General features: G+C 40.7%; 17 protein-coding genes and 1 other RNA gene. 11 read left to right on the forward strand and 7 right to left on the reverse strand.

The features are described 5' to 3' along the window. Positions 1-55: 55 nt before the first annotated feature. The 3 genes from HYD28_13035 to fabB form a co-directional block, all read right to left on the reverse strand. A complete protein-coding gene (locus tag HYD28_13035) occupies positions 56-1,072 on the reverse strand; it encodes an aspartate-semialdehyde dehydrogenase (protein QLE09800.1) in 1,017 nt (338 codons plus the stop codon). 32 nt (positions 1,073-1,104) lie between these two features. Beyond that, positions 1,105-2,226 carry a 4-phosphoerythronate dehydrogenase gene (locus HYD28_13040; protein QLE09801.1) on the reverse strand — a complete coding sequence of 374 codons (1,122 nt, stop codon included), beginning with the start codon at positions 2,224-2,226 and terminating at the stop codon, positions 1,105-1,107. A 140-nt stretch (positions 2,227-2,366) separates the two neighbouring features. Beyond that, positions 2,367-3,581, reverse strand: a complete 1,215-nt coding sequence (gene fabB / locus HYD28_13045) for a beta-ketoacyl-ACP synthase I (GenBank protein QLE09802.1) — start codon at positions 3,579-3,581, stop codon at positions 2,367-2,369. 179 nt (positions 3,582-3,760) lie between these two features. Here fabB and mnmC point away from each other — a divergent pair, with 179 nt between their 5' ends. From mnmC to HYD28_13065, 4 genes are all read left to right on the forward strand, one after another. Next, the gene (gene mnmC / locus HYD28_13050) at positions 3,761-5,821 is read left to right on the forward strand and encodes a bifunctional tRNA (5-methylaminomethyl-2-thiouridine)(34)-methyltransferase MnmD/FAD-dependent 5-carboxymethylaminomethyl-2-thiouridine(34) oxidoreductase MnmC (protein ID QLE09803.1); all 2,061 of its coding nucleotides are present in this window, start codon (positions 3,761-3,763) and stop codon (positions 5,819-5,821) included. A 126-nt stretch (positions 5,822-5,947) separates the two neighbouring features. Next, complete coding sequence (locus HYD28_13055) at positions 5,948-6,583, forward strand: SDR family oxidoreductase (GenBank protein QLE09804.1); 636 nt, start codon at positions 5,948-5,950, stop codon at positions 6,581-6,583. Positions 6,584-6,828: 245 nt separating this feature from the next. Next, positions 6,829-7,665: a transporter substrate-binding domain-containing protein gene (locus HYD28_13060; GenBank protein ID QLE09805.1), complete on the forward strand. Its 837-nt coding sequence runs from the start codon at positions 6,829-6,831 to the stop codon at positions 7,663-7,665. Positions 7,666-7,672: 7 nt separating this feature from the next. After that, positions 7,673-9,151, forward strand: coding sequence for a methyl-accepting chemotaxis protein (locus HYD28_13065; protein ID QLE09806.1), 1,479 nt, complete (start codon positions 7,673-7,675; stop codon positions 9,149-9,151). Here the strand turns inward: HYD28_13065 and HYD28_13070 are convergent. After that, entirely contained in the window at positions 9,141-9,914 is a 774-nt protein-coding gene (locus HYD28_13070; GenBank protein ID QLE09807.1) for a sulfite exporter TauE/SafE family protein, read from the reverse strand. The genes HYD28_13065 and HYD28_13070 overlap by 11 nt on opposite strands. A 204-nt stretch (positions 9,915-10,118) precedes the next feature. Here HYD28_13070 and HYD28_13075 point away from each other — a divergent pair, with 204 nt between their 5' ends. The 4 genes from HYD28_13075 to HYD28_13090 all read left to right on the forward strand — a co-directional run bounded on the left by HYD28_13075 (position 10,119) and on the right by HYD28_13090 (position 13,600). After that, entirely contained in the window at positions 10,119-10,835 is a 717-nt protein-coding gene (locus HYD28_13075; protein QLE09808.1) for an enoyl-CoA hydratase/isomerase family protein, read from the forward strand. Between the two features lie 252 nt (positions 10,836-11,087). Then, positions 11,088-11,654: a DUF2235 domain-containing protein gene (locus HYD28_13080; GenBank protein QLE09809.1), complete on the forward strand. Its 567-nt coding sequence runs from the start codon at positions 11,088-11,090 to the stop codon at positions 11,652-11,654. Positions 11,655-11,776: 122 nt separating this feature from the next. Continuing rightward, the gene (locus HYD28_13085; GenBank protein ID QLE09810.1) at positions 11,777-12,652 is read left to right on the forward strand and encodes a hypothetical protein; all 876 of its coding nucleotides are present in this window, start codon (positions 11,777-11,779) and stop codon (positions 12,650-12,652) included. A gap of 15 nt (positions 12,653-12,667) precedes the next feature. After that, positions 12,668-13,600, forward strand: a complete 933-nt coding sequence (locus HYD28_13090) for a hypothetical protein (protein QLE09811.1) — start codon at positions 12,668-12,670, stop codon at positions 13,598-13,600. A 461-nt stretch (positions 13,601-14,061) separates the two neighbouring features. Here the strand turns inward: HYD28_13090 and ssrA are convergent. Next, positions 14,062-14,420, reverse strand: a transfer-messenger RNA (tmRNA) gene (gene ssrA, locus HYD28_13095). Between the two features lie 277 nt (positions 14,421-14,697). On the opposite strand from ssrA, the gene HYD28_13100 reads away from it, so the two are divergent. Beyond that, positions 14,698-16,323, forward strand: a complete 1,626-nt coding sequence (locus HYD28_13100; GenBank protein QLE09812.1) for a DUF342 domain-containing protein — start codon at positions 14,698-14,700, stop codon at positions 16,321-16,323. Here the strand turns inward: HYD28_13100 and rnt are convergent. Next, a complete protein-coding gene (rnt, locus tag HYD28_13105; protein QLE09813.1) occupies positions 16,307-16,987 on the reverse strand; it encodes a ribonuclease T in 681 nt (226 codons plus the stop codon). The two genes, HYD28_13100 and rnt, sit on opposite strands and share 17 nt — an antisense overlap. A gap of 216 nt (positions 16,988-17,203) precedes the next feature. Between rnt and HYD28_13110 the strand changes: the two genes are divergently transcribed. Further along, positions 17,204-18,082: an OmpA family protein gene (locus tag HYD28_13110; GenBank protein ID QLE10560.1), complete on the forward strand. Its 879-nt coding sequence runs from the start codon at positions 17,204-17,206 to the stop codon at positions 18,080-18,082. A gap of 24 nt (positions 18,083-18,106) precedes the next feature. Here HYD28_13110 and HYD28_13115 read toward each other — a convergent pair whose 3' ends face one another. Next, positions 18,107-19,012, reverse strand: a complete 906-nt coding sequence (locus tag HYD28_13115) for a DMT family transporter (GenBank protein QLE09814.1) — start codon at positions 19,010-19,012, stop codon at positions 18,107-18,109. Positions 19,013-19,417: 405 nt separating this feature from the next. On the opposite strand from HYD28_13115, the gene HYD28_13120 reads away from it, so the two are divergent. Then, positions 19,418-20,620: an amino acid permease gene (locus HYD28_13120; protein QLE09815.1), complete on the forward strand. Its 1,203-nt coding sequence runs from the start codon at positions 19,418-19,420 to the stop codon at positions 20,618-20,620.

The following is a 20,620-nucleotide window of genomic DNA, read 5'->3' on the forward strand; positions in this document are numbered from 1 at the left end:
AAAAAGCGGCAAATTGCCGCTTTTTCTCAAATTTAGCTCAGCCTAAATCATCAGTTTACAAGTAATTTGCGATTAGCTCTTCAGCAATCTGCACACTATTTGTTGCTGCACCTTTGCGCGTGTTATCACTAACAACCCACATATTTAAACCATGTGGATGCGAAATATCAGCACGTAAACGACCCACGTAAACCGTGTCATTACCACTGGCGTCTGACACCGCTGTTGGATAATCGGCTAAGTCTTCAATAAACTCTACACCTGGTGTATCGTTTAGTAGCTGCTTAACATGTTCGATATCTACCGGCATACGCGTTTCAATATTAATCGCTTCACTGTGACCAAAGAACACGGGTACACGAACACAAGTAGGGTTAACCACAACACTGTTATCACCTAAGATTTTTTGTGTTTCGTTGACCATTTTCATTTCTTCGCGGGTATAACCGTTATCTTCAAAACTGTCGATTTGTGGGATCACGTTAAAGGCGATTTGTTTAGGGAAAACGGCATTATCCATTGGGCGTGCATTCATTAAGTTCGCTGTTTGTTTAGCTAGTTCATCAACCGCTTCTTTGCCCGCACCTGATACTGCTTGATAAGTTGATACGTTAATGCGGTCAATACCATAAGCGTCATAAATAGGCTTTAACGCCACCAACATTTGAATAGTTGAGCAGTTAGGGTTTGCAATGATGTTGCGGTTTCTGAAATCCGCTAAGCTTGATGCATTCACTTCAGGAATAATTAATGGTACGTCAAAGTCATTACGAAAGTGTGATGTATTATCAATCACCACACAGCCTGCGTCTGCCGCAATGGGTGCGTATTTTTCAGAGACACTACCGCCTGCTGAAAATAAACCAATGTGAGCTTGGCTAAAATCAAACTCTTCAACATCGATTACTTCAAGGCTTTCACCGCGAAATTGAATTTCTTCACCGGCACTACGGCTACTCGCGAGTAAAAATAATTGGTCTACCGGAAACTTACGATCTTCCAAAGTTTCGATAATTTGACGACCCACTAAACCTGTGGCACCTAATACGGCTACATTAAATTTTTGCGACATGTGTTTTCCTCTTTTGAATAAAGCAAATGACTTTATTCGTTAATTCTAAATCCCAGTGCAGCTAATGCGCCTTCACATGCACTGTTAGCAGCCACCGACAAAGTACTAAACTCTCGTCGTGGCGGGTAATTCTTACGCAAACTATCAAAGCCTTCGCTTGCTAATTTACTTCGTAAAATGCCATCGTCACGACGTACATCATAAATTAAGTGCACCAAGCGGCCGATATCTTCTTGGTTAAAGGTTTCACCTAATGTGACAGAATGACTAATTGGCTCTGGTAAAAAGTCGTCCAGAGATTTAAGTGCTGCGATACCTTCAAGCTCACATACTTTCTGATACAGCATTTGTGTACCGCGGGCCTTACCTTCGAGTGTATGCCCTGCAATATGCACGCTGGCATAACGCACATAATCAAGCAGAGGAGTCAGTATATTGGGTTCGTTTTCCCAAACATCAAGCACGCAATCTAATTTTGCGCCTTGTTTAAACAGTGCAAGCAATGCTTTGTTATCAATCACATCACCACGGCTTGCATTGATAATAGTCATTCCAGGCTTAAGTGCCTTTAAGCGCGTTTCGTCTAGCATGTGCAAGGTTTTATGTGGCCCTTGCTTAACCAGCGGCACATGAAAAGTTACGATATCAGCTTGAGCTAATAATGCGTCTAACTCAATATGCTCTGCCAACTCACCGGCTTCATGTTTTGGTGGATCGCATAGCAGCACATTCATACCAAGCAGGCTTAGCTTATCACGTAAACAGCTGCCTATGCTGCCAACGCCAACTATACCTATAGTTTTACCTTGTAATGAGCTGGAATTTTCTTGGCTCAAAGAATATAAACTGCTAATAACATATTCAGCGACTGCAACTGCATTACAACCTGGTGCGCTACTAAATGCTATATTTCGCTCAGCGAGTAGTTCGGTATCAATGTGATCAACACCTATAGTTGCTGTGCCCACAAATTTTAATTTATCTGCTTGAGTTAATAAGCTTTTATCTACATTCGTAACAGAGCGGGTTAACAAAATATCGACCCCGACAAGCTGCTCTGGCTGTAGACTACGACCATCAAATCGCTCAACATCACCAAAATCGGCAAAGTACTGCTCAACCAATGGCATATTTTGATCTGCAAGAATTTTCATTTGTGTGTCCGAAAGGCAGAAAGTGGCGCTATTGTAGCGAATTTATCAGTATTCGGATAGGTAACAACTAAGACGATTTTGGGGTTATTTATGTGAAAAAGCCGAGCAATTGCTCGGCTTTAAGCAAATACTGGAGAGGTTTAACCTTTATATTTGCTCATTACTAGTGTGGCGTTAGTGCCACCGAAACCAAAGCTGTTAGACATTACATTGTTAAGTTCAACGTCTTTACGCTCAGTTACGATATTTAGACCTGCAGCTTGCTCATCTAGTTCATCAATGTTGATAGATGGAGCAACAAAGTTATGCTCAAGCATTAATAACGAGAAGATTGCTTCGTGAACACCTGCTGCACCTAAAGCGTGACCTGTCATCGCTTTGGTTGCACTGATCATTGGTGAATTACCACCAAATACTTCTTGAATAGCACCAAGCTCTTTAACGTCGCCAACAGGTGTTGAAGTACCGTGGGTATTTAAGTAATCAATACCGCCTTCAAGGCCTTGCATTGCTTGTTTCATACAACGAACTGCGCCTTCACCTGATGGAGCTACCATATCGAAGCCGTCAGATGTTGCACCGTAGCCTGTGATTTCTGCGTAAATATGCGCGCCACGAGCAAGTGCATGCTCAAGTTCTTCAACAACAACGATACCGCCACCGCCAGAGATAACAAAACCGTCACGGTTTGCATCGTATGTACGTGATGCTTTCTCTGGTGTTTCATTGTACTTAGTAGACAATGCACCCATTGCATCGAATTCCATAGCGAGTGTCCAGTGAAGCTCTTCACCACCACCTGCAAAAATTACGTCTTGCTTACCTAGTTGAATTTGCTCAACCGCATGACCAATACAGTGTGCTGATGTCGCACACGCAGAACTTATTGAATAGTTAACACCTTTAATTTTGAATGGTGTTGCAAGACACGCTGAAGTCGTACTCGCCATAGTACGCGGTACCATGTATGGACCAACACGTTTTACGCCTTTTTCACGTAAAATATCAGCCGCTTCAACTTGCCATTTAGATGAACCACCACCTGAACCCACTAATAAACCAGTGCGCTCGTTTGAAACTTGCTCTTCACTAAGGCCTGCATCTGCAATTGCTTGAGACATTGAAATATAAGCGTATGCAGCAGCATCGCCCATAAAACGCATTGCTTTACGATCAACAAACTCTTTAACATCAATATCGATTTTGCCAGATACATTACTACGTAGGTTGTAGTCAGCAAATTCTTGGTTGAACGCAATACCACTACGGCCTTGTTTTAATGATTCTAATACTTCTTCTTTGTTGTTACCGATGCTTGAAACAACACCGATGCCCGTAATAACGGCTCTTCTCATGGGTAATTACCTTAGCTCTATACTAAATTGTGTTCTATTTTACGCTGAAATTACTTTCGAAGTGGTCAGCTTTCTAGCGTACACATGTACTCTGAATGTCTAGCTTATAAATAACGCCAGACTATTTCAAAGAAAACACGTAAAATAATGAAAAAAGTTTGTAGTTAATTAGTTAAACCATGATCAAAAACGCACATATTCATTTTAATCACCTTGGTACCCCTGTCGCCGATCAGTTTGACGATGTTTATTTCTCTAATGACGATGGCTTAGCCGAATCACATTATGTGTTCTATCAACAAAACCATATCCCGCAACGATTACAAAATCATGACCGTAACCACTTTACGATTGCTGAAACAGGCTTTGGTACGGGGCTTAACTTTTTAAATACTTGGCAACACTTTGCTGCTTACCTTGATAGGCAGCATGCAGAGCTAGAAGTTCAAAATCAACACGACCTTAGTGGTAAAAAAGCTGACAAAAAAAGTGTTAACCGCCTGCACTTTATCTCTTTTGAAAAGTTTCCTATTAAGCGTGATGATCTCGCCCAAGCACTCAAAGCCTGGCCTAATTTAAATGAATATAGTGAGCAACTGATTGCTCAATACCCTATTAATCTGGCAGGTTGTCATCGCCTTGAATTTGCAGGCGGCAAACTAATACTCGATCTTTATTTTGGTGACGTGCAAGACAGTATTGATACCATGAGCTACCCAAGCGAAGGGGTTGTTGATGCGTGGTATTTAGATGGCTTTGCACCAAGTAAAAACCCAGATATGTGGCAGCAAAGCTTATTCAACAAGATGCGAGCTATCTCAAGAGCAAACGCCACACTCGCCACTTTCACGGCCGCAGGCTTTGTAAGAAGAGGACTCATCGAAGCGGGCTTTAGCATGAGTAAAGCAAAAGGCTATGGCAAAAAGCGCGAAATGCTGATTGGCGAGCTCACCGAACCTAATGAGCAACAATCAGGGCCTGCGTATTTTGCTCATCAGCAAAGTGAACTGAGTAATGTAGCTGTTATCGGCGGCGGTATTGCCAGTAGCAGTGTACTGTATTCACTGGCAAAAAGAGGCCTAAAAGCCACGCTTTTTTGCCAAGATGAAGCGCTTGCCATGGGCGCTTCACATAATGTGCAAGGAGCTGTTTATCCGCATCTACAAGCGAAGAATTCACCGCACAGTGAAATGTTTGCCCATAGCTTTTTATATGCGATGCGTCTTTACCAGCAATTACTTGATGATGGTTTTGACTACCCTCACCAGTGGTGTGGTGTATTGCAACATGCAGTTAAACAAGGTCTAGCAGATAAACATCAAAACCTTGCCGATAAAGCGCTTTGGCCAGCTGAATTAATGCGTAATGTAAGCGCTGAAGAAGGTGACGAAATTGCCGGCGTGGATACGGGTTATTCAGGTGTATTCTTTGCAAAAGGCGGCTGGGTAAATCCACCAGCTCTGGTTAAAGCACTATTTAATGCCGCAAATTCTTTAAGTGCGACTACCAATAATAAAATGGACAGTCACTTTAATTGCCATATTGAAAAGTTAGAAAAAACCGCTGATGGCTGGTTATTACACTCTAAAGAGCAAACATTCGGACCATTTAGCGATGTAATTAACTGTGCTGGTGAACACAGCGATCAGTTCAGTCAAACTCGCGCTCTGCCCGTTGTGGGTGTGCGCGGCCAAGTCTCGCATGTGCAAGCAAGCGAGCAGTCAAAACGCCTAAAGACCGTGCTTTGCCATAAGGGCTATTTTACCCCTGAATATCAGGGTCATCATTGTATGGGCGCGACCTTTGAAAAAAACTCAAAAAGCCGTGAAGTTAAAGAGCAAGACAACCACACCAATCGCGAACAACTATTAAGTTTTTACACAGACAGCGAGTTTGCAACGACCTTAGGTGAGATAACAGCGGCAAAAGCAGCAGTAAGATGCACCTTCATCGACCATCTACCCATGGCTGGTGAGTGGGCTGAACAAAGTGATTATGTAAGCGCGTTTGCTAATCTTCGCTTAGGTAAGCGATATCAGTACCAAACTTTAACGAAACCTCTGCAAGGCTTGCATGTACTCACTGGCTTTGGTGCAAGAGGCCTGTGCAGTGCCCCTTTATGTGCAGAGCATTTAATTGCTTGTTTAAACAATGAACCAAGACCATTTAGCGAACGCGTGAGTCAAGCTATTCACCCCGCCCGCTTTATTGTACGCGACCTAATTCGTAATAAAATTTAATGATTCGATGGGGCTTTAATTAGCCCCGTTATTTTTCTTGATTACAATTTCGTTTTTAGTTTCCCCTTTAAAAATAAATTCACACCCCAAGGTCTTTACTTACAAAGCAATTAGAAGGAGTTTGATATGAAGACCTTAATCATTGGTGCAACGGGTCAAATAGGTAAAATGACCACCGAAAAAATGCTGGCAAGTGGTCATGACGTGGTGGCTTTGGTTCGGGATAAAAGCAAGCTGAGCACGCTTGAAAGTAGTCATTTAACGATTGTTGAGCAAGACCTCGAAAACGATTTTAGTCGCGCCTTCGAAGGCGTTGAACAAGTTATTTTTAGTGCTGGCTCTGGTGGGTCAACGGGTGCAGATAAAACCTTACTGATTGATTTATGGGCTGCAGTAAAAGCGATTAATTATGCGGTTGATGCCAAAGTTAAGCACTTTATTATAGTCAGTTCAATTGGCGCTGACGCCCCAGATAATATCGAAAGCAGTATAAAACCGTATTTAGTTGCAAAACACATGACTGATCAACATTTGATCAATAGCGAATTAAACTACAGCATAGTCAGACCCGGCACACTGAAAAATGATGCAGCAACTGGATTATTAACAACTACGCGACCTGCAACCCGCCAAGATGCGGTGATCAACCGTGAAGATGTAGCAGATACCCTGCTATACCTTGCTGAACATACACCGAAAAAACCACAAGTGTTTGAATTATTTAATGGTGATAAGTCAATCGACAGTCTACTGAACGATTGATACCAATTTGCTTAATTAAGTGGTCTATTTTGAGGCAAGAAAACCTTGTTGATAGCAAGGCAAAAATTTCGTTATTTAGTTGTTTAAATCAGAAATTTTTAACGCAGATAGCGACAGGTTTAATCCCTCAAAATGATTAAGTATTATTGCGGATTGGTATGAATACGTATGCATAAGAAATAAGATTGAGAAAGCGCGTAAAGCACTTTAGTTTATTGTTTACATAATAATAACAAAGGTGCTTTATGCGTCATTTTGCTTTTCTTTTTTGCTTTGCTTTTACATCTGCTTGTTATGCCGCACCGGTAAAAGTACAGAGCTACAGTGGCGATACCTCCCTTCCCCACAAATTATTGATCAGCGCCATTGAACGGGCTGGCTTAGATTATGTTCACCCTTACGAAACCAATAAAGATATCTCTAACGCGCGTATCCTAAACGATGTAAAAAACAACCAGCTTGATGTGATGTGGAGCATGACATCAACTCAGTTAGAGCAAGATTATCAGGCCGTTTATATTCCTTTGTTTCGTGGCTTACTTGGCATGCGAGTAGCAATTGTAAAAGCTCAAAACCGCGAGCTGTTTAGCTCGGTAAATAGCTTGCAAGATTTAAAACGCTTCACCGCTGGGCAAGGTAAAACTTGGCCAGATACTAAAATATTAAAAGCGAACCAATTGCCCGTTGTTACCACATTAAAATACCCTAACTTATTCCCTATGCTTGAAGGCGAGCGTTTTGATTACTTCCCACGTGGTGTGAATGAGCCTTGGGATGAAATTGCCAACCACTCAGAACTTAACCTTACGGTTGAACCACACTTGGTAATTAAATACACCGCCCCTCTTTACTTTTTCGTCAACAAAAACAATCACACACTACACAAGCAATTAAATGATGCCCTAAAAGAGATGATTGAAGATGGCACATTTAACGCGATGTTTTTGGCAGACAGCCAAGTACAAATGGTTTTATCAAAAGCCAACTTAAGCTCGCGTCGCGTTATTGAGCTAGATAACCCAACGCTATCGTCGAACACACCTAATAAAAATAGCCCTTTGTGGTTTAACCCATTTCAATGAGCGCACAATGAAATCATTAAAATATAAAATGACCTTGGCACTGTCTTTGTGCCTTTTACTTAGCGTGATCTTTGTGATCAGCGCAAACTACCTACTTGCAAAATCGAATCAAACACAACAATGGCAAGAAGACATCACTGCCCTTAATGAGCAAATGCAGGTTATTTTAGCTGAACCGGTATTCTCTTATGACGAGCCGTTAATCAATCAGATTATTAAAGCCTTTTCGCAAAACAAACATGTACATAGCATTTCAGTGACAGATCATCGTAATAAGCCACTTGCCGCTATCACTAAGCAAAGCAATAACGCATCAGTTAGCAAAACTATTGATTTACACTATTTAGATAATTTAATTGGCCATATAAAAATTGGTTACTCACAACAAGCACTGCATAGCACCATTACTGAGTCGACACGCACCATGTTTATTACCTTGCTGGTCTCTTTTATCGCCTTGGGTGCGGTGATTATTTATATCGTGCGACTGTTAGTGATAAAACCTATCGATAGCGTAAACAGCCTTGTTGATGAAATTGTCAAAGGTGAAGGCGACCTTACAAAACGCATTAGCTATCAATCTAGTGATGAAATTGGCTATTTAGTTGATGGTTTCAATCGATTTATAGCGCAGGTGCAAGAAATCATCACTGAGTTAGGCAGCACAGCCAGCGAGCTTGAAATGATTGCCAGCACAGTAAACGAAGCCTCAGTGCGCTCTAAAAACGAAGCCGAGCTTGAATATAACCGCACAGATTCTGCAACCAATGCGCTTAGTCAGTTAAGTGAGGCAACCAAAGAAATTGCGCAAGGAGCTAATCAAACCGCGCAGCAAACAACCGACGTACATCGCTTATGCCAGCAGGGCGAACAAAACATGAATGCCAATGGTAACATGGTGGATGAGTTAGCAGCACAGCTCGACCACACATCAAACGTAGTAAAACAGTTAAACGCCAGCAGTAATGAAATTAGCCAAGTGCTCGATGTTATAAAAAGTATTGCTGAGCAAACCAATTTACTGGCTCTAAATGCTGCTATTGAAGCGGCTCGTGCTGGTGAATCTGGCCGTGGTTTTGCCGTGGTGGCCGATGAAGTAAGAGCGCTTGCTAGTAAAACCTATGATTCAACGTCTGAGATTGAGTCGATTATTGTATCGCTACACAATAATACCTCTGACTGCGTAACAGCAACAGAGCAAAGTAAGTCACTCAGCGATAAAGTGAGCCAAGCGAATCAAAAAAGCCAAGCGGTATTTAAAGATATTGCTAAACAAATCAATACCATTAATCAAATGAACGAGAGCGTTGCAGCAAGTTCTGAAGAGCAAACCAGTGTTACCGCTGATATCTTAAATACTATGCAGCTTATTAACCAAGGCGCTAAGAGCCTATCGCAAGAAGCTCAGCACCTTGATAACACCATAGGCCAACTCAATGAATTAGAACATGGCATCGTTGCCAAACTGGGTTTGTTTAAATATTAAAAGCCATGATCCCCTGCCACGCGAGTTGCAGGGAAAGCACTGTTAACACTAAACGAAAAATCTTTTTAAATTTGTCTGACGAAATGCGGTGCAATAACTTAAGGCCAAGCCAAGTGCCTAATGCACCGCTCATTATCATGAGCATAACCAAAGGCAACCACTGCCAAAATGCAAACCCCACAGCCCCATATAAAATCGCTTTTAAGGTATGTTGCACTGTCATACAGCTTGAAAATGTGGCGGTAAATTTAAGCTTATTATAATTATTTACATATAAGCAGCTGCCAACCAAAGGCCCACTTGCTCCTACAAACATCGAGATAAACGTGGTCCAAAGCCCTGCAAGAACGCGCCATAACTTTGAGGTTTCTCTAAGCTTTGGCGTCACACCCCACAGTAAATAAAGCACAAAGGCAGCGACCACTATTTTCATTAATTCAAGCGGTATTAATGTGACAATCGTTGAGGCAACCAACGCCCCGATGACTCCCCCTAAAGAGAAGTACACAAACATCGACGTATCAATATGTTTAAACGTGAATAAAAAGCGATTTGCGTTCGAGCCTAATTGTACTAAACCATGCACAGGAATAACCAAACTCATAGGTAGTATTGATGCCATGATCACCAGCAGCATTAACCCACCACCTGCACCAAAAGCCGCTGAAATCATTGAAGTAAAGCCCGCAACTACAATGAGCATTATTGTGCTGATCGGACTTAATAAATCTCCACCAAAAAACTGCCAACTGATCAAATCCATTGTTCTGCTTTAAATAATGTGTTTAACCTAAAGCTACCATGACTAATCACTATTAGCGACAAATTGGAAAACCCTTTCGACTAAAAGACCATATCAACCAAAAGAGAAGTGCCCCTAAATTCACGACTGGTCAGACTTGTGGTTTATTTTGTCAAGGCGATGGTATATAACTATGCCCACGACACAATAAAATAAAGGCGTAGCATGACACTGATGAATATAAGTACACAAGGATCTGTTGCTATTTTAACGATGACAACAGCTGAAAATCGCCACAACCCTGCTTTTGCAGAGGCTTTTTTAACTTGCCTTGACGAAATCGAAAGTAACCCTGAGCACAAAGCACTAGTGATCACTTCAAGCAGCGAAAAATCATGGAGTTTGGGCATAGATACTGATTGGCTTATGCCCGCATTAAAAACACAAAAATTTGCAGAAGTAAGTGGCTTTATGCATTCAATGGATGCTGTATTTAAACGCTTATTACTCTTCCCAATGCCAGTTATTGCAGCGATCAATGGCCACGCTTTTGGTAACGGCGCAATTTTATCGTGTGCTTGTGATTTTAGGTTTATGCAAAGCGATCGTGGTTTTTTCTGTTTCCCAGAAGTCGACTTATCAATCCCGTTTTTACCAGGTATGCTCGCCTTTATTAAAAAAGCCATTCCAGACTATCGCTTTAACGAGATGATGCTAACAGGGCGCCGCGTTACCGCAGGCGAACTTGCCACTGATCATGTAATCGAACAAGCCTGCCCAGACAACGAAACTTTATTTAATACCGCCCTCGAATTTGCCAGCCAGTTCGATAAAAAACGTGCTATTTTCGCAGAGCACAAAAAGCGCCTACACAAACATATTATCGACACCATTGATATAGAAAACAAACCGATTATTGATGCTGTTCAGTTGGTTGTTTGAAATAAAAAAAATTATAAATCCATTCCCCTTCAGAGTTTGAATGGGGGTTGCCAAAGACCCTCACCTCTTCTCAATCTTATAATGGATATAAAAATCTAACTTTTCAATGGATTGGATACTTAAAAAACAGAATCAGAAATTTCTGAGTTACATAAATAGTCGTTAATTCTAAACTTCCAATTGAATATACAAACCTTAGCTATCATGAAGTATCGAAGCTGTTAGCTAGTTTCATTTACTCAAGGAGGAGTTATGGCACTTCATATTTTTAACTTTGATGGCACAGGCAATGAGCCAGAAGACATCCTACAAATCGTTAAAAAAGGCAAAAAAGAAGACGATAATATTACCAACATTTTGAAATTTCACTTCATGGCAGGTGGTAATCTTCAGGATGATGAGAATAAAGGTCTATCAATACACAGTAATGTCGATAACTGCTTTTATTACCAAGATTTTGGAACCTATAGCAACTGGTGCTCTTTGTTAATTAATCAGCGGATATCGCCTGAAAAAAAAGGCGATCAAGTTATTATCACTGGTTTTTCAAGAGGAGCAGCCTTAGCCCGCCGTTTTTGCTCAATAATTATTGAAAAATCCCCCTTATTAAATAAACATGCAACACCTTTTATCTATCTCGCAGCATTTGAAATAGTAATTAGCATTGGTTTGCCTAACTTAAGTAAAGCAGAACGCCCTGACTATGAAGTTGTTTTCGAAGATGGGCATACTATTTTAAAAATAATCAAACAAGCTACCAACCTCGTCTGCTTAGATGACAAACGTAAAGCATTACTGGAAACAAACATATTGTGCTAACTATAGAAGACTTAACTGAAGAGTAATTTTAAAGGGTTTAACTAACCTAAAGAATAATAGATTGAATATTCTTTAGGTTAGCGAAAAGTTAAAGTAATTTACTTCAAAAAAAGGAAAACATTTTGCAAAAGGTAATTTTTTTTGCATTTATTTTTGCTTCGGTCATTTTTGGCTATCAAGCCGTATTCATAGAAAGCAGAAATAAAAAAGACCAACAGGTATCTCTCAATATAAGTACGGAGTCAAAAATACCATTAAAAAAAGATTCTATTGGACCAAGGGGATGGACTCCAGCAAGAAAAGATGAAGCAGCTCACCTTATACAAGAGAAAAAGTGTTATACGTCGAAAGAATATAAGACTTTGAAGCATGTAAACGATATAGAAAGTTTTTATACAGATAACTTATTAGACCCTAGCTTTGTAGATCAAGCTTTAACTTTATTAAGTGAAGCTGAATTAGTGAGTTTGATTAATCAAAGTGAATCTCCTGAAGCAATGTATGTATTGGGAATGAATTATATGTGGCATTCATTCCATGACAGATTTATGCACCCCTTACTATCCAGAGATCTTTCTTATCGTGCGACAAATGATATTAAAAAATTTGATAAAAATATAATAGTAAAAGCACGGAAATGGTTATGGCGTGCTTCTGTAAATGGCGCCGTATTAGCATTGTCTGCATATTCTGATACTTTTAAAATAGAGTCAAGATTTGGGGACGATTTTGATGAAACTACGCTCAAGGAACTAAATTTAAAATCAGAAGCTTATAGTTATGCTGCATTAATCATTTCACCTGGATACGCGGAGGTTGCAGGGGTGGAAAAACCTTTTGAATTACCTGTTCAGCTTAACGAGGAAATTGAAGGAATTATTACGGAATGGAGGGAAGAACGAACTAGCTTAGGATTTAGTAATACAATCGAAATTCCAAATCTGGAATTATTTAGAGACTGGCAACCTCTTAACGAAAATATTTGTATTAAACATTGAAAAGGATAACAAAAAATGATGGATTTATTAGCTCAAAAATTAATTTTATTACTGATAGTTTTGTGTGCATTCAATACATATGCAGCGAAAACATACAGAGTGGATGTTGAAGCCCCTTATACAGGCGAAATATATAGTGATGCAAATGAAGTCAGGCGATATTTTGTTCAACAATACACATGGAACGTTATCAATAATAGCGATACTATCATTGCAACATTTAGTAATGGGATAACAAGGGGATATATAGTTAAAAATAAGCTTTCTTCAGATGCCCTAGCTCCAATAACTGGTGCTCAAGGGGAAACTTGCGACAACAAAGATAAAAATGTTGTTGGCCCAATTGTATTTAGCTATAGCAATCATTTTGATAATTTAGCTAATGCGGAAAGTGATTGTGGGCCGGACGGTAGTCCTCTTTTGATAGATTTGGGAAATAATGGATTTCATTTTTCTTCCACAAATACTGGAGTTACATTTGACCTATTTAACTCGAGTCACTTCAGTGCATTTCAATGGATAGCTGAGGGCAGTGATGATGTATTTTTGGCGATTGATGAGAATAGCAACGGTATTATTGATGACGGCTCCGAGCTATTTGGTGAGGGAACTGAACTTCTTAATAGTGGTAAAACTGCCAAAGATGGGTTCAAAGCATTAAAGCAGTACGACCAGAAAAAGTTCGGGGGTAACACCGATGGTGTTATAAGTGGTAAAGATCGTATATGGGGGAGTTTGTTGCTTTGGAACGATGTAAACTCCGACGGTATTACTCAAGAAGGTGAGCTATCTCAACCAGGTGAATATGGCATCAAAGAATTTAAGTTGAAATTCAAGAAACGTGATGTCGTGATAGAGGGAAACAGATTACTTTACTGGTCAAAAGCTATAAAAGAATCTGGTGAACAAATAGATGTAGTCGACGTATTCTTCAAAAGAATCTACTAATTAAATAAAGTTGTATAATGACATCGCTCTGGCTATGATTTGACATAAATCAGTCAGGGCGATTTTATATCTTTCAGCAAAAAGGCTTAATTGACTGTTCTAAAAGCCCTCCCTCTATCAGGCGAGCTCATCTCATCCACCTTAGAGCAGAAGAAGGTTAATGAATTACTTAGTTGGTGCTGATAAAATGGTTTTAGGAATCTAAAGTGCTTTTTTAACAAGCTAAGTCTAACAACAAACTTTCTGGTCAAATTCTCCCCTGTAATTCTGAAGCCGTTGAATATGTAACAATAAAGTTTGTAATTAGAGTCGTAATAAATACTGCTAGAAAAAATTGGATTTTTGACAGAGCAAAAGCGGCTTCTAATAAAGGTTTAATAATTGCCTAAGGCTAAGTAAAATTGATACTTTGAAAATCGCGTAATAAAAAAGGCTGCTCTGAGAGCAGCCTTTTTCATATTTGGTGGAGCTGGGGGGATTTGAACCCCCGTCCGAAAAGCCTCGACCTTTGGTACTACATGCTTAGTATCGTCTTTTAGTTAACCTTATACAGCTCGGACGAACACGATCTGCAAAGGCGAGGCCGCTTAGTTTTAGCCCTTCAACCCCGGCCAGGGTTTCCGTAGCGAGTCCGTGTAGGGTGACACTTCAGAACCGGGTCCACAGACATACACCGGAGAAGTGCTAGCGGGCTATTATGCCGCTAGAGCGTAGTTATCGTCGTTTGCGATTACTTTAAATTGCGGCTTTTTTACGAGGCCAACCGCACCTCGACATGCACCTCGGGCGTCTTGAATTCCGTCGAATCCTAATCAGCCCCTGAATTTGGTATCTCATTCAGAGTGTTCACGCAGTATAACTGAGTAGCCTATTCATACTCAAGGTATTAATCGGGAAATTTTTGCTAAGTGCCTTTAGATGCTGAATTTTTAAGCAAGAAAAGACTCTTTTTATACATATTTTTACATTTAATGCATACATTATCTTAACATAGTACAAAAGTTGTGCTGAAATAGGAAACGTTGTTACCCTTCTCTAAAATAACCTGTAACAACACATAACTATAATAACAGGCAGTTTTTTACAGGGCTTTTCAGATGTCGATGTTTTCATTCGATGAACAAAGCGGCTATGTCTCTTTGTGTGAGCATCCTCGAGATGCGGGTTTTCCAACTACCAGTACTCAGTTAATTGAATTACTTGAGCAGTCTCCTTATGCCAGCTACGAATATATTGATGCTAATATTGGCAAGTTGTTTACACCGAGCAGCCAATATCAAACCCAATCTTTGGTAGTTGCTAAAGCGGTTGATGCTCATCTTGAAGTTAAAGTCGATGCTAAAAACATGGTGGTTGAAGCAAATCTAACAACGGCGCGTGGCGGTCAAATTGTAAGTATGGATATGGCTCAAGAGGTACTTGCAGAAGCAGGTGTTATTAAAGGCATTAGTATGCGCGCCCTCGATACATTCTTAGGCCAACAATTTAAACAACCACCAGGCGCGCATTACAGCGCAATAGTAGCCCATGGCAGAATGCCCAAAGAAGGCACTGATGCTAAATTCGTTCGTTTATGCTCAACAGCACAAGACCGCGTACTGAGCCCACAAGCTACCTCTGGCGGTAAAGTCGATATGCGTAATTTGGGTGCCATTATTACCGTTAAACCTGGCACACCATTGATGCAAAGAGTTGCTGCAACACCCGGTGAAGATGGCTTTACGGTATTTGGTGATGTAATGCCTGCAAAACCCGGTAAAGACTTCCCTCTTGAGCCATTCGAAGGGACGCGTATTGATCCAAATAATAGTGATATGCTGATTGCCGATGCTAAGGGTGTGCCTGTTGCCCTACCCCGCGGTATGCGAGTTGATGATGTATTGTGTTTTCATCATGTTGATGTAAGTACTGGTCATGTGGAGTTTGATGGCAGTGTCATTATCAGTGGTGATGTAAAAGATGGAATGCGAGTTAAAGCCACGGGTGATATCACCGTATTAGGTTTTGTTGAATCAGCCACAATTGAGAGTAAAAGTGAAGTCACCGTTATGCTAGGGGCTGTTGGTAGAAAACGTGAGAACGTCGAAAACTTTACTTGCAACATAACGGCTTCGCGCACTATTTCTGTTGGTTATGCTCAGTACTGCCATATAAAAACAGAGCAAGATTTATTCATCGAGCGCCAAGCCTTACATTGTGATTTAAGCGCTCGCCGCCTAATTCGTGTTGGCAAAGCCAACAATCCGCGAGGCAAAATTATTGGGGGTAATATTTTAGATGCCATGCGAATTGAAACTGGCGAGCTCGGGGCACCATCTGGTACTAAAACACGAGTATTCATTGCTCAGTACTGGCATGATTTACGCCAGAAGCAGCAACAAATTAATGATTTTGAAAAGTTATTAGCAACGAAAGCAGCTGCTTTACAACAAGCGCGAAAAAAAGCCAATAAAATATCAGACCCAGCCCAGCGTGCTCATTATATTAATAAGATCACAGCCAGCGAGCAGCAGATTAAAATAAAATCGGCAAATACAAAGAAAAAGAAACACTTAGTCAAAACTAAGATTGCCCGCTTATTAGCAACAAGTCGTTTAAAAGTGAATGAATTAATGCATCCTGGGGTGGAACTTAAGATTGCGCAAGAGAGTAAACAGTTTTCACGTATTTACCCTCCTAACATGGTGCGGTTTTTTGAAGGAAAGATCACTCAGTCGTTTTAGCGGCTGAGTCTTGCTCTTCTTCTGTTGCTTCAGTTTCAGGCAATGGCCAACCACCTAGTTGTTGCCAGCGGTTTACAATTAAACAAAACAATTCTGCTGTGCGCTCGGTATCATAAAGTGCTGAGTGAGCTTGTTTATTGTCAAACTCAATACCGGCAGTTCTACACGCTTTGGCTAAAACAGTTTGCCCTAATGCAAGCCCCGCAAGTGATGTGGTATCAAAGCTAACAAATGGATGAAATGGCGTACGTTTAATTTTACAACGCTCAATTGCTGCATTTAAAAAGCCATGATCAAACGCTGCATTATGGGCCACTACAACTGAACGCTGACAACCTGCTGCTTTTTGTGCCTTACGCACTACTTTGCAGATTTCTTTAATCGCCTCTTCCTCAGGTACAGCGCCACGAAGTGCAGAGAAAGGGTCAATACCATTAAACTCAATGGCTGCTTGTTCGATATTAGCGCCTTCAAATGGCTCAACATGAAAATGCACAGTATGATCAATACTTAACACGCCATCGTCATCCATTTTAAGTACAGATGCAGCAATTTCTAATAACGCATCGGTCTCTTTGTTAAAACCTGCGGTTTCAACATCAATCACAACAGGAAAAAAGCCACGAAAGCGTTTTGCGAAAAGAGTTTGTTCAGTATTTTCCATAGTCTTCTTGGTTTGCCAGTGTAAGCTGGCTATTATGTCAAAAACCACGGCTACTCTGCTAGAGTAAATAGTGTGAAATCGCAGATTCTTACTTAGCTTTTAGGCACATTACTTGCTTTAAAATAATCAGCTAGCCCAGTGTTTAGTGTTCTTATGCTATTAAACACAAAAATTGCCAATTATTTGGCATTGATGATTTGTTGGAGAATTACCGTGATGAAGCTTTCATTACTTCCTTTAAGCCTAGGCCTATTAACCTCAGTTGCAAGTATAAATGCGCATGCAGCCATGCGTGAATATACCGCTAATGCTGATATGTCGAACTGGCAAATGGTTAAAACATCTCGCTTAGAATGCCAATTAAATCATGAAGTTCCTTACTATGGTGAAGCAATTTTCAGCACCACTGCCAGTAAAAATAAAGACGTAAACTTTAACCTTGATATGGTCGTACGCCCAGACAACTACAGTATTGCAGGTCTAAAAGCTGTACCTCCTAGTTGGCGTGCAGGAATGCCTGCTCGCGACTTGGCGAATATGAAGCTATTACGTAAGTTTGATGGCGAGCTTGGCAATAAAACCGCTTGGGAAATGCTTACCGAACTTGAAAAAGGTTATCAACCTACATTTTATTACCAAGACTGGCAAAACAGTGCCGATAAAATTGCCGTTGGCTTATCGAGTGTTAACTTTAAACAAGCATATTGGGCGTTTTTACAATGCCGAGATGCTATGCTGCCATACAGCTTTGAGGATATTTCGTTCACAATCATGAATTATGAACCTAATACCAGCAAGCTAACTAAATCATCGCAAAAACGCTTGGATAAAATTGGCGAGTACTTAAAGTACGACACCAACATTGAATCTATTTCAATATCATCTTACACCGATAGCTACGGTGGTCGCTGGAACAACCTAGAGCTATCGAAAAAACGCGCGAAGGCCATTAAAGATTACATTGTTAGTTTAGGGATTGATGAAAGCAAAGTAGATACCGATGGTTACGGTGAAAAGCGCCATGTCGCCAGCAATGACAACATTTTAGACCGAAACAAAAACCGTCGTTTAGTCATTCAAATTGCAAAAATGTAGTAGCCGCCGTAGCGGCTACTTGCCTTAACTCATTTCTACCGACTTCACGCGTTTAAAGCGCTTTAGCCACTTATCCCCAAACTGAAAAAACGCTAGGCTAACCATAATGATTGTCGCGCCAACAATCAGTGCTTGGTCAATTGGTTCAGCGTTAAGCAAACCACCAATCGCGATTGCAAAACTTGGCGTGATCAAAGTTGTTAACGCTACTGTGCTGGCGTTCAACTTTTGCAAGACATGAAAATAAGCCAGCGCACCTATTAATGAACCAAACACGCCTAAGTAAACAATTGAGTACAGTGACTTTGCACTCCATACTTGGCTATTTAGTTGACCATCTACAAGCAACCAAGTAATAAAAAACAGTGGGGTTACAAATACCAAAGCACCAAATGTTGTAGCCATTGGGTGAATGGCTATTCTTACTCGCTTGATCATCACACCACTTAAGCTAAAAAAGCACACTGCCATAAACACATATAACAGGCCACTTAACTGCTCTACTCCACCTTGAATATGGCGTTGGCTCACTAAAAACAAACCAATTAAGGCACAGCCAAGTGCGCTAAGCTTAATGGCACTAAACTTAGGCTCGTTCAGAATCTTTTGCGCAAGTAAGCCCGATAAGATCGGTGCAAGGCCAAACATCAATGATATTAAGCCTGAAGGCACAGTTTTAGCAGCCATGTAGCTTAATAACATACCACCAAAAATACCTATGCTTGAATAGCCATAAAGGAATAAAGCACGCCGATGCCAAGGTACTCGAATGTTGGCTACAGCAACGACAAACGAAGCCAACACCAGCCCCACCAGCATGCGTAAAAACACAGCCAGGGTTGGTGCTACCGTTTCACTACTCCAAACAATACCCAGTGGTGTTGTTGACCAAATCACCACCATTAAAAAATATGAGGCTTTAACAGGCACAAGCTTATTCCTTTAAAAAGGCGAAAAAAGCGGAAGAGAATTTAAAAGGGAAATAACCAACCGCTTAGAACGCGGTTAGTAATACTTACTTAATTAACCGCAGCACATAACAGACCACACGACTGACGAAGTCAGGCGCATACAATTGTTTGTTGGTCGTTGGTTTAGCTGCATCATGGTATTTAAAAAGTAAGTTGAAGAAGCTTAAGAATCCGCCTAAATGGTGATTTTGTCAACACTAATACTCATGCTATTTGGCAAAAAGTTCTTTGCTGATTTCAACAGCCTGTTTGCACATGTAAATCATAGGTTACATTTAATTTCTTTGATTTATAACAAAACTATTTAAGTTTTGTTAAACAAGTTATATCTTGCTTGCCTCTCACGAAGTTTAAGGGTCATAAAGTGCTTAAAAATAAAACAATAGGTAGCATGTTAATTGTTGCTGGCACCACCATAGGTGCAGGGATGCTGGCATTGCCTATAGCCTCTGCAGGGCTTGGTTTCACAACAGCGTTATCACTCATCTTTTTAACTTGGGTTTTAATGACCTACACAGCATTACTGATGCTAGAGCTACATCAATATGCCGACAGAGATGCAACCCTCAATACGTTAGCTAAATCATGGTTAGGTAAACGTGGGCAATGGGTGGCAAACTTTTCAGTAATGTTTTTGTTTTACGCATTATGCGCCGCATATATCGCAGGTGGCGGCGCGCAATTACAAGAAAAGCTCAACAATGGTTTATCGCTTTCTTTAGCGCCACAAGTTGGTTCAGTTATTCTGGCTATTGTGATTGGTACTGTGGTGACACTCGGTACCAGCAAAGTTGATAAGCTTAACCGCGTACTGTTCACGATTAAAGTGTGTGTATTAGCCAGCTTATTTTACATGCTGACGCCTTATGTTCACGGCCAACACTTACTTGAAATGCCGATTGAACAAGGTCTGATTTTATCTGCAATCCCGGTGGTGTTTACCTCGTTTGGTTTTCATGGCTCTATTCCGTCGATTGTGAAATACGTGGGTTTAGATATTAAAACACTTCGTAAAGTGATGGTGGCAGGCGCAGCACTGCCTTTAGTAATTTACATTTTTTGGCAATTACTAAGCCAAGGTATGATGAGTCAAAGCGATTTACTTCAAAGCCAAGGTTTACCTGGGTTTGTTAGCAGTGTCGCTAGCATTGCTCACAGCCCACATGTTGCCACTGCTGTGAACATTTTTGCTGATTTAGCATTAGCTACGTCTTTCTTAGGGGTAAGTTTAGGTTTATTCGACTTTTTTGCTGATGCATTTAAAAAAGGTAATGGCAGTAAAGATCGAATCAAAACCGCCTTGATCACCTTTATTCCACCACTAGGCTTTGCGCTATTCTATCCACAAGGGTTTATCATGGCACTTGGCTACGCCGCCATTGCACTGGTTATCTTAGCGGTGTTTTTACCGGTTGCTATGGTCTATAAGCAACGAAGCAGCAAACCTGATGCGGGTTACCAAGTTAAAGGCGGTAATATTGGTTTAGCACTCGCCGCCCTGTTTGGTGTGCTTATTATTAGTGCTCAAGGTTTACAAATGGCGGGGCTTATTCCAGCTATTGGTTAA

It is taken from the genome of Pseudoalteromonas shioyasakiensis (assembly GCA_013391845.1).
Classification (GTDB): Bacteria; Pseudomonadota; Gammaproteobacteria; order Enterobacterales; family Alteromonadaceae; genus Pseudoalteromonas; species Pseudoalteromonas apostichopi.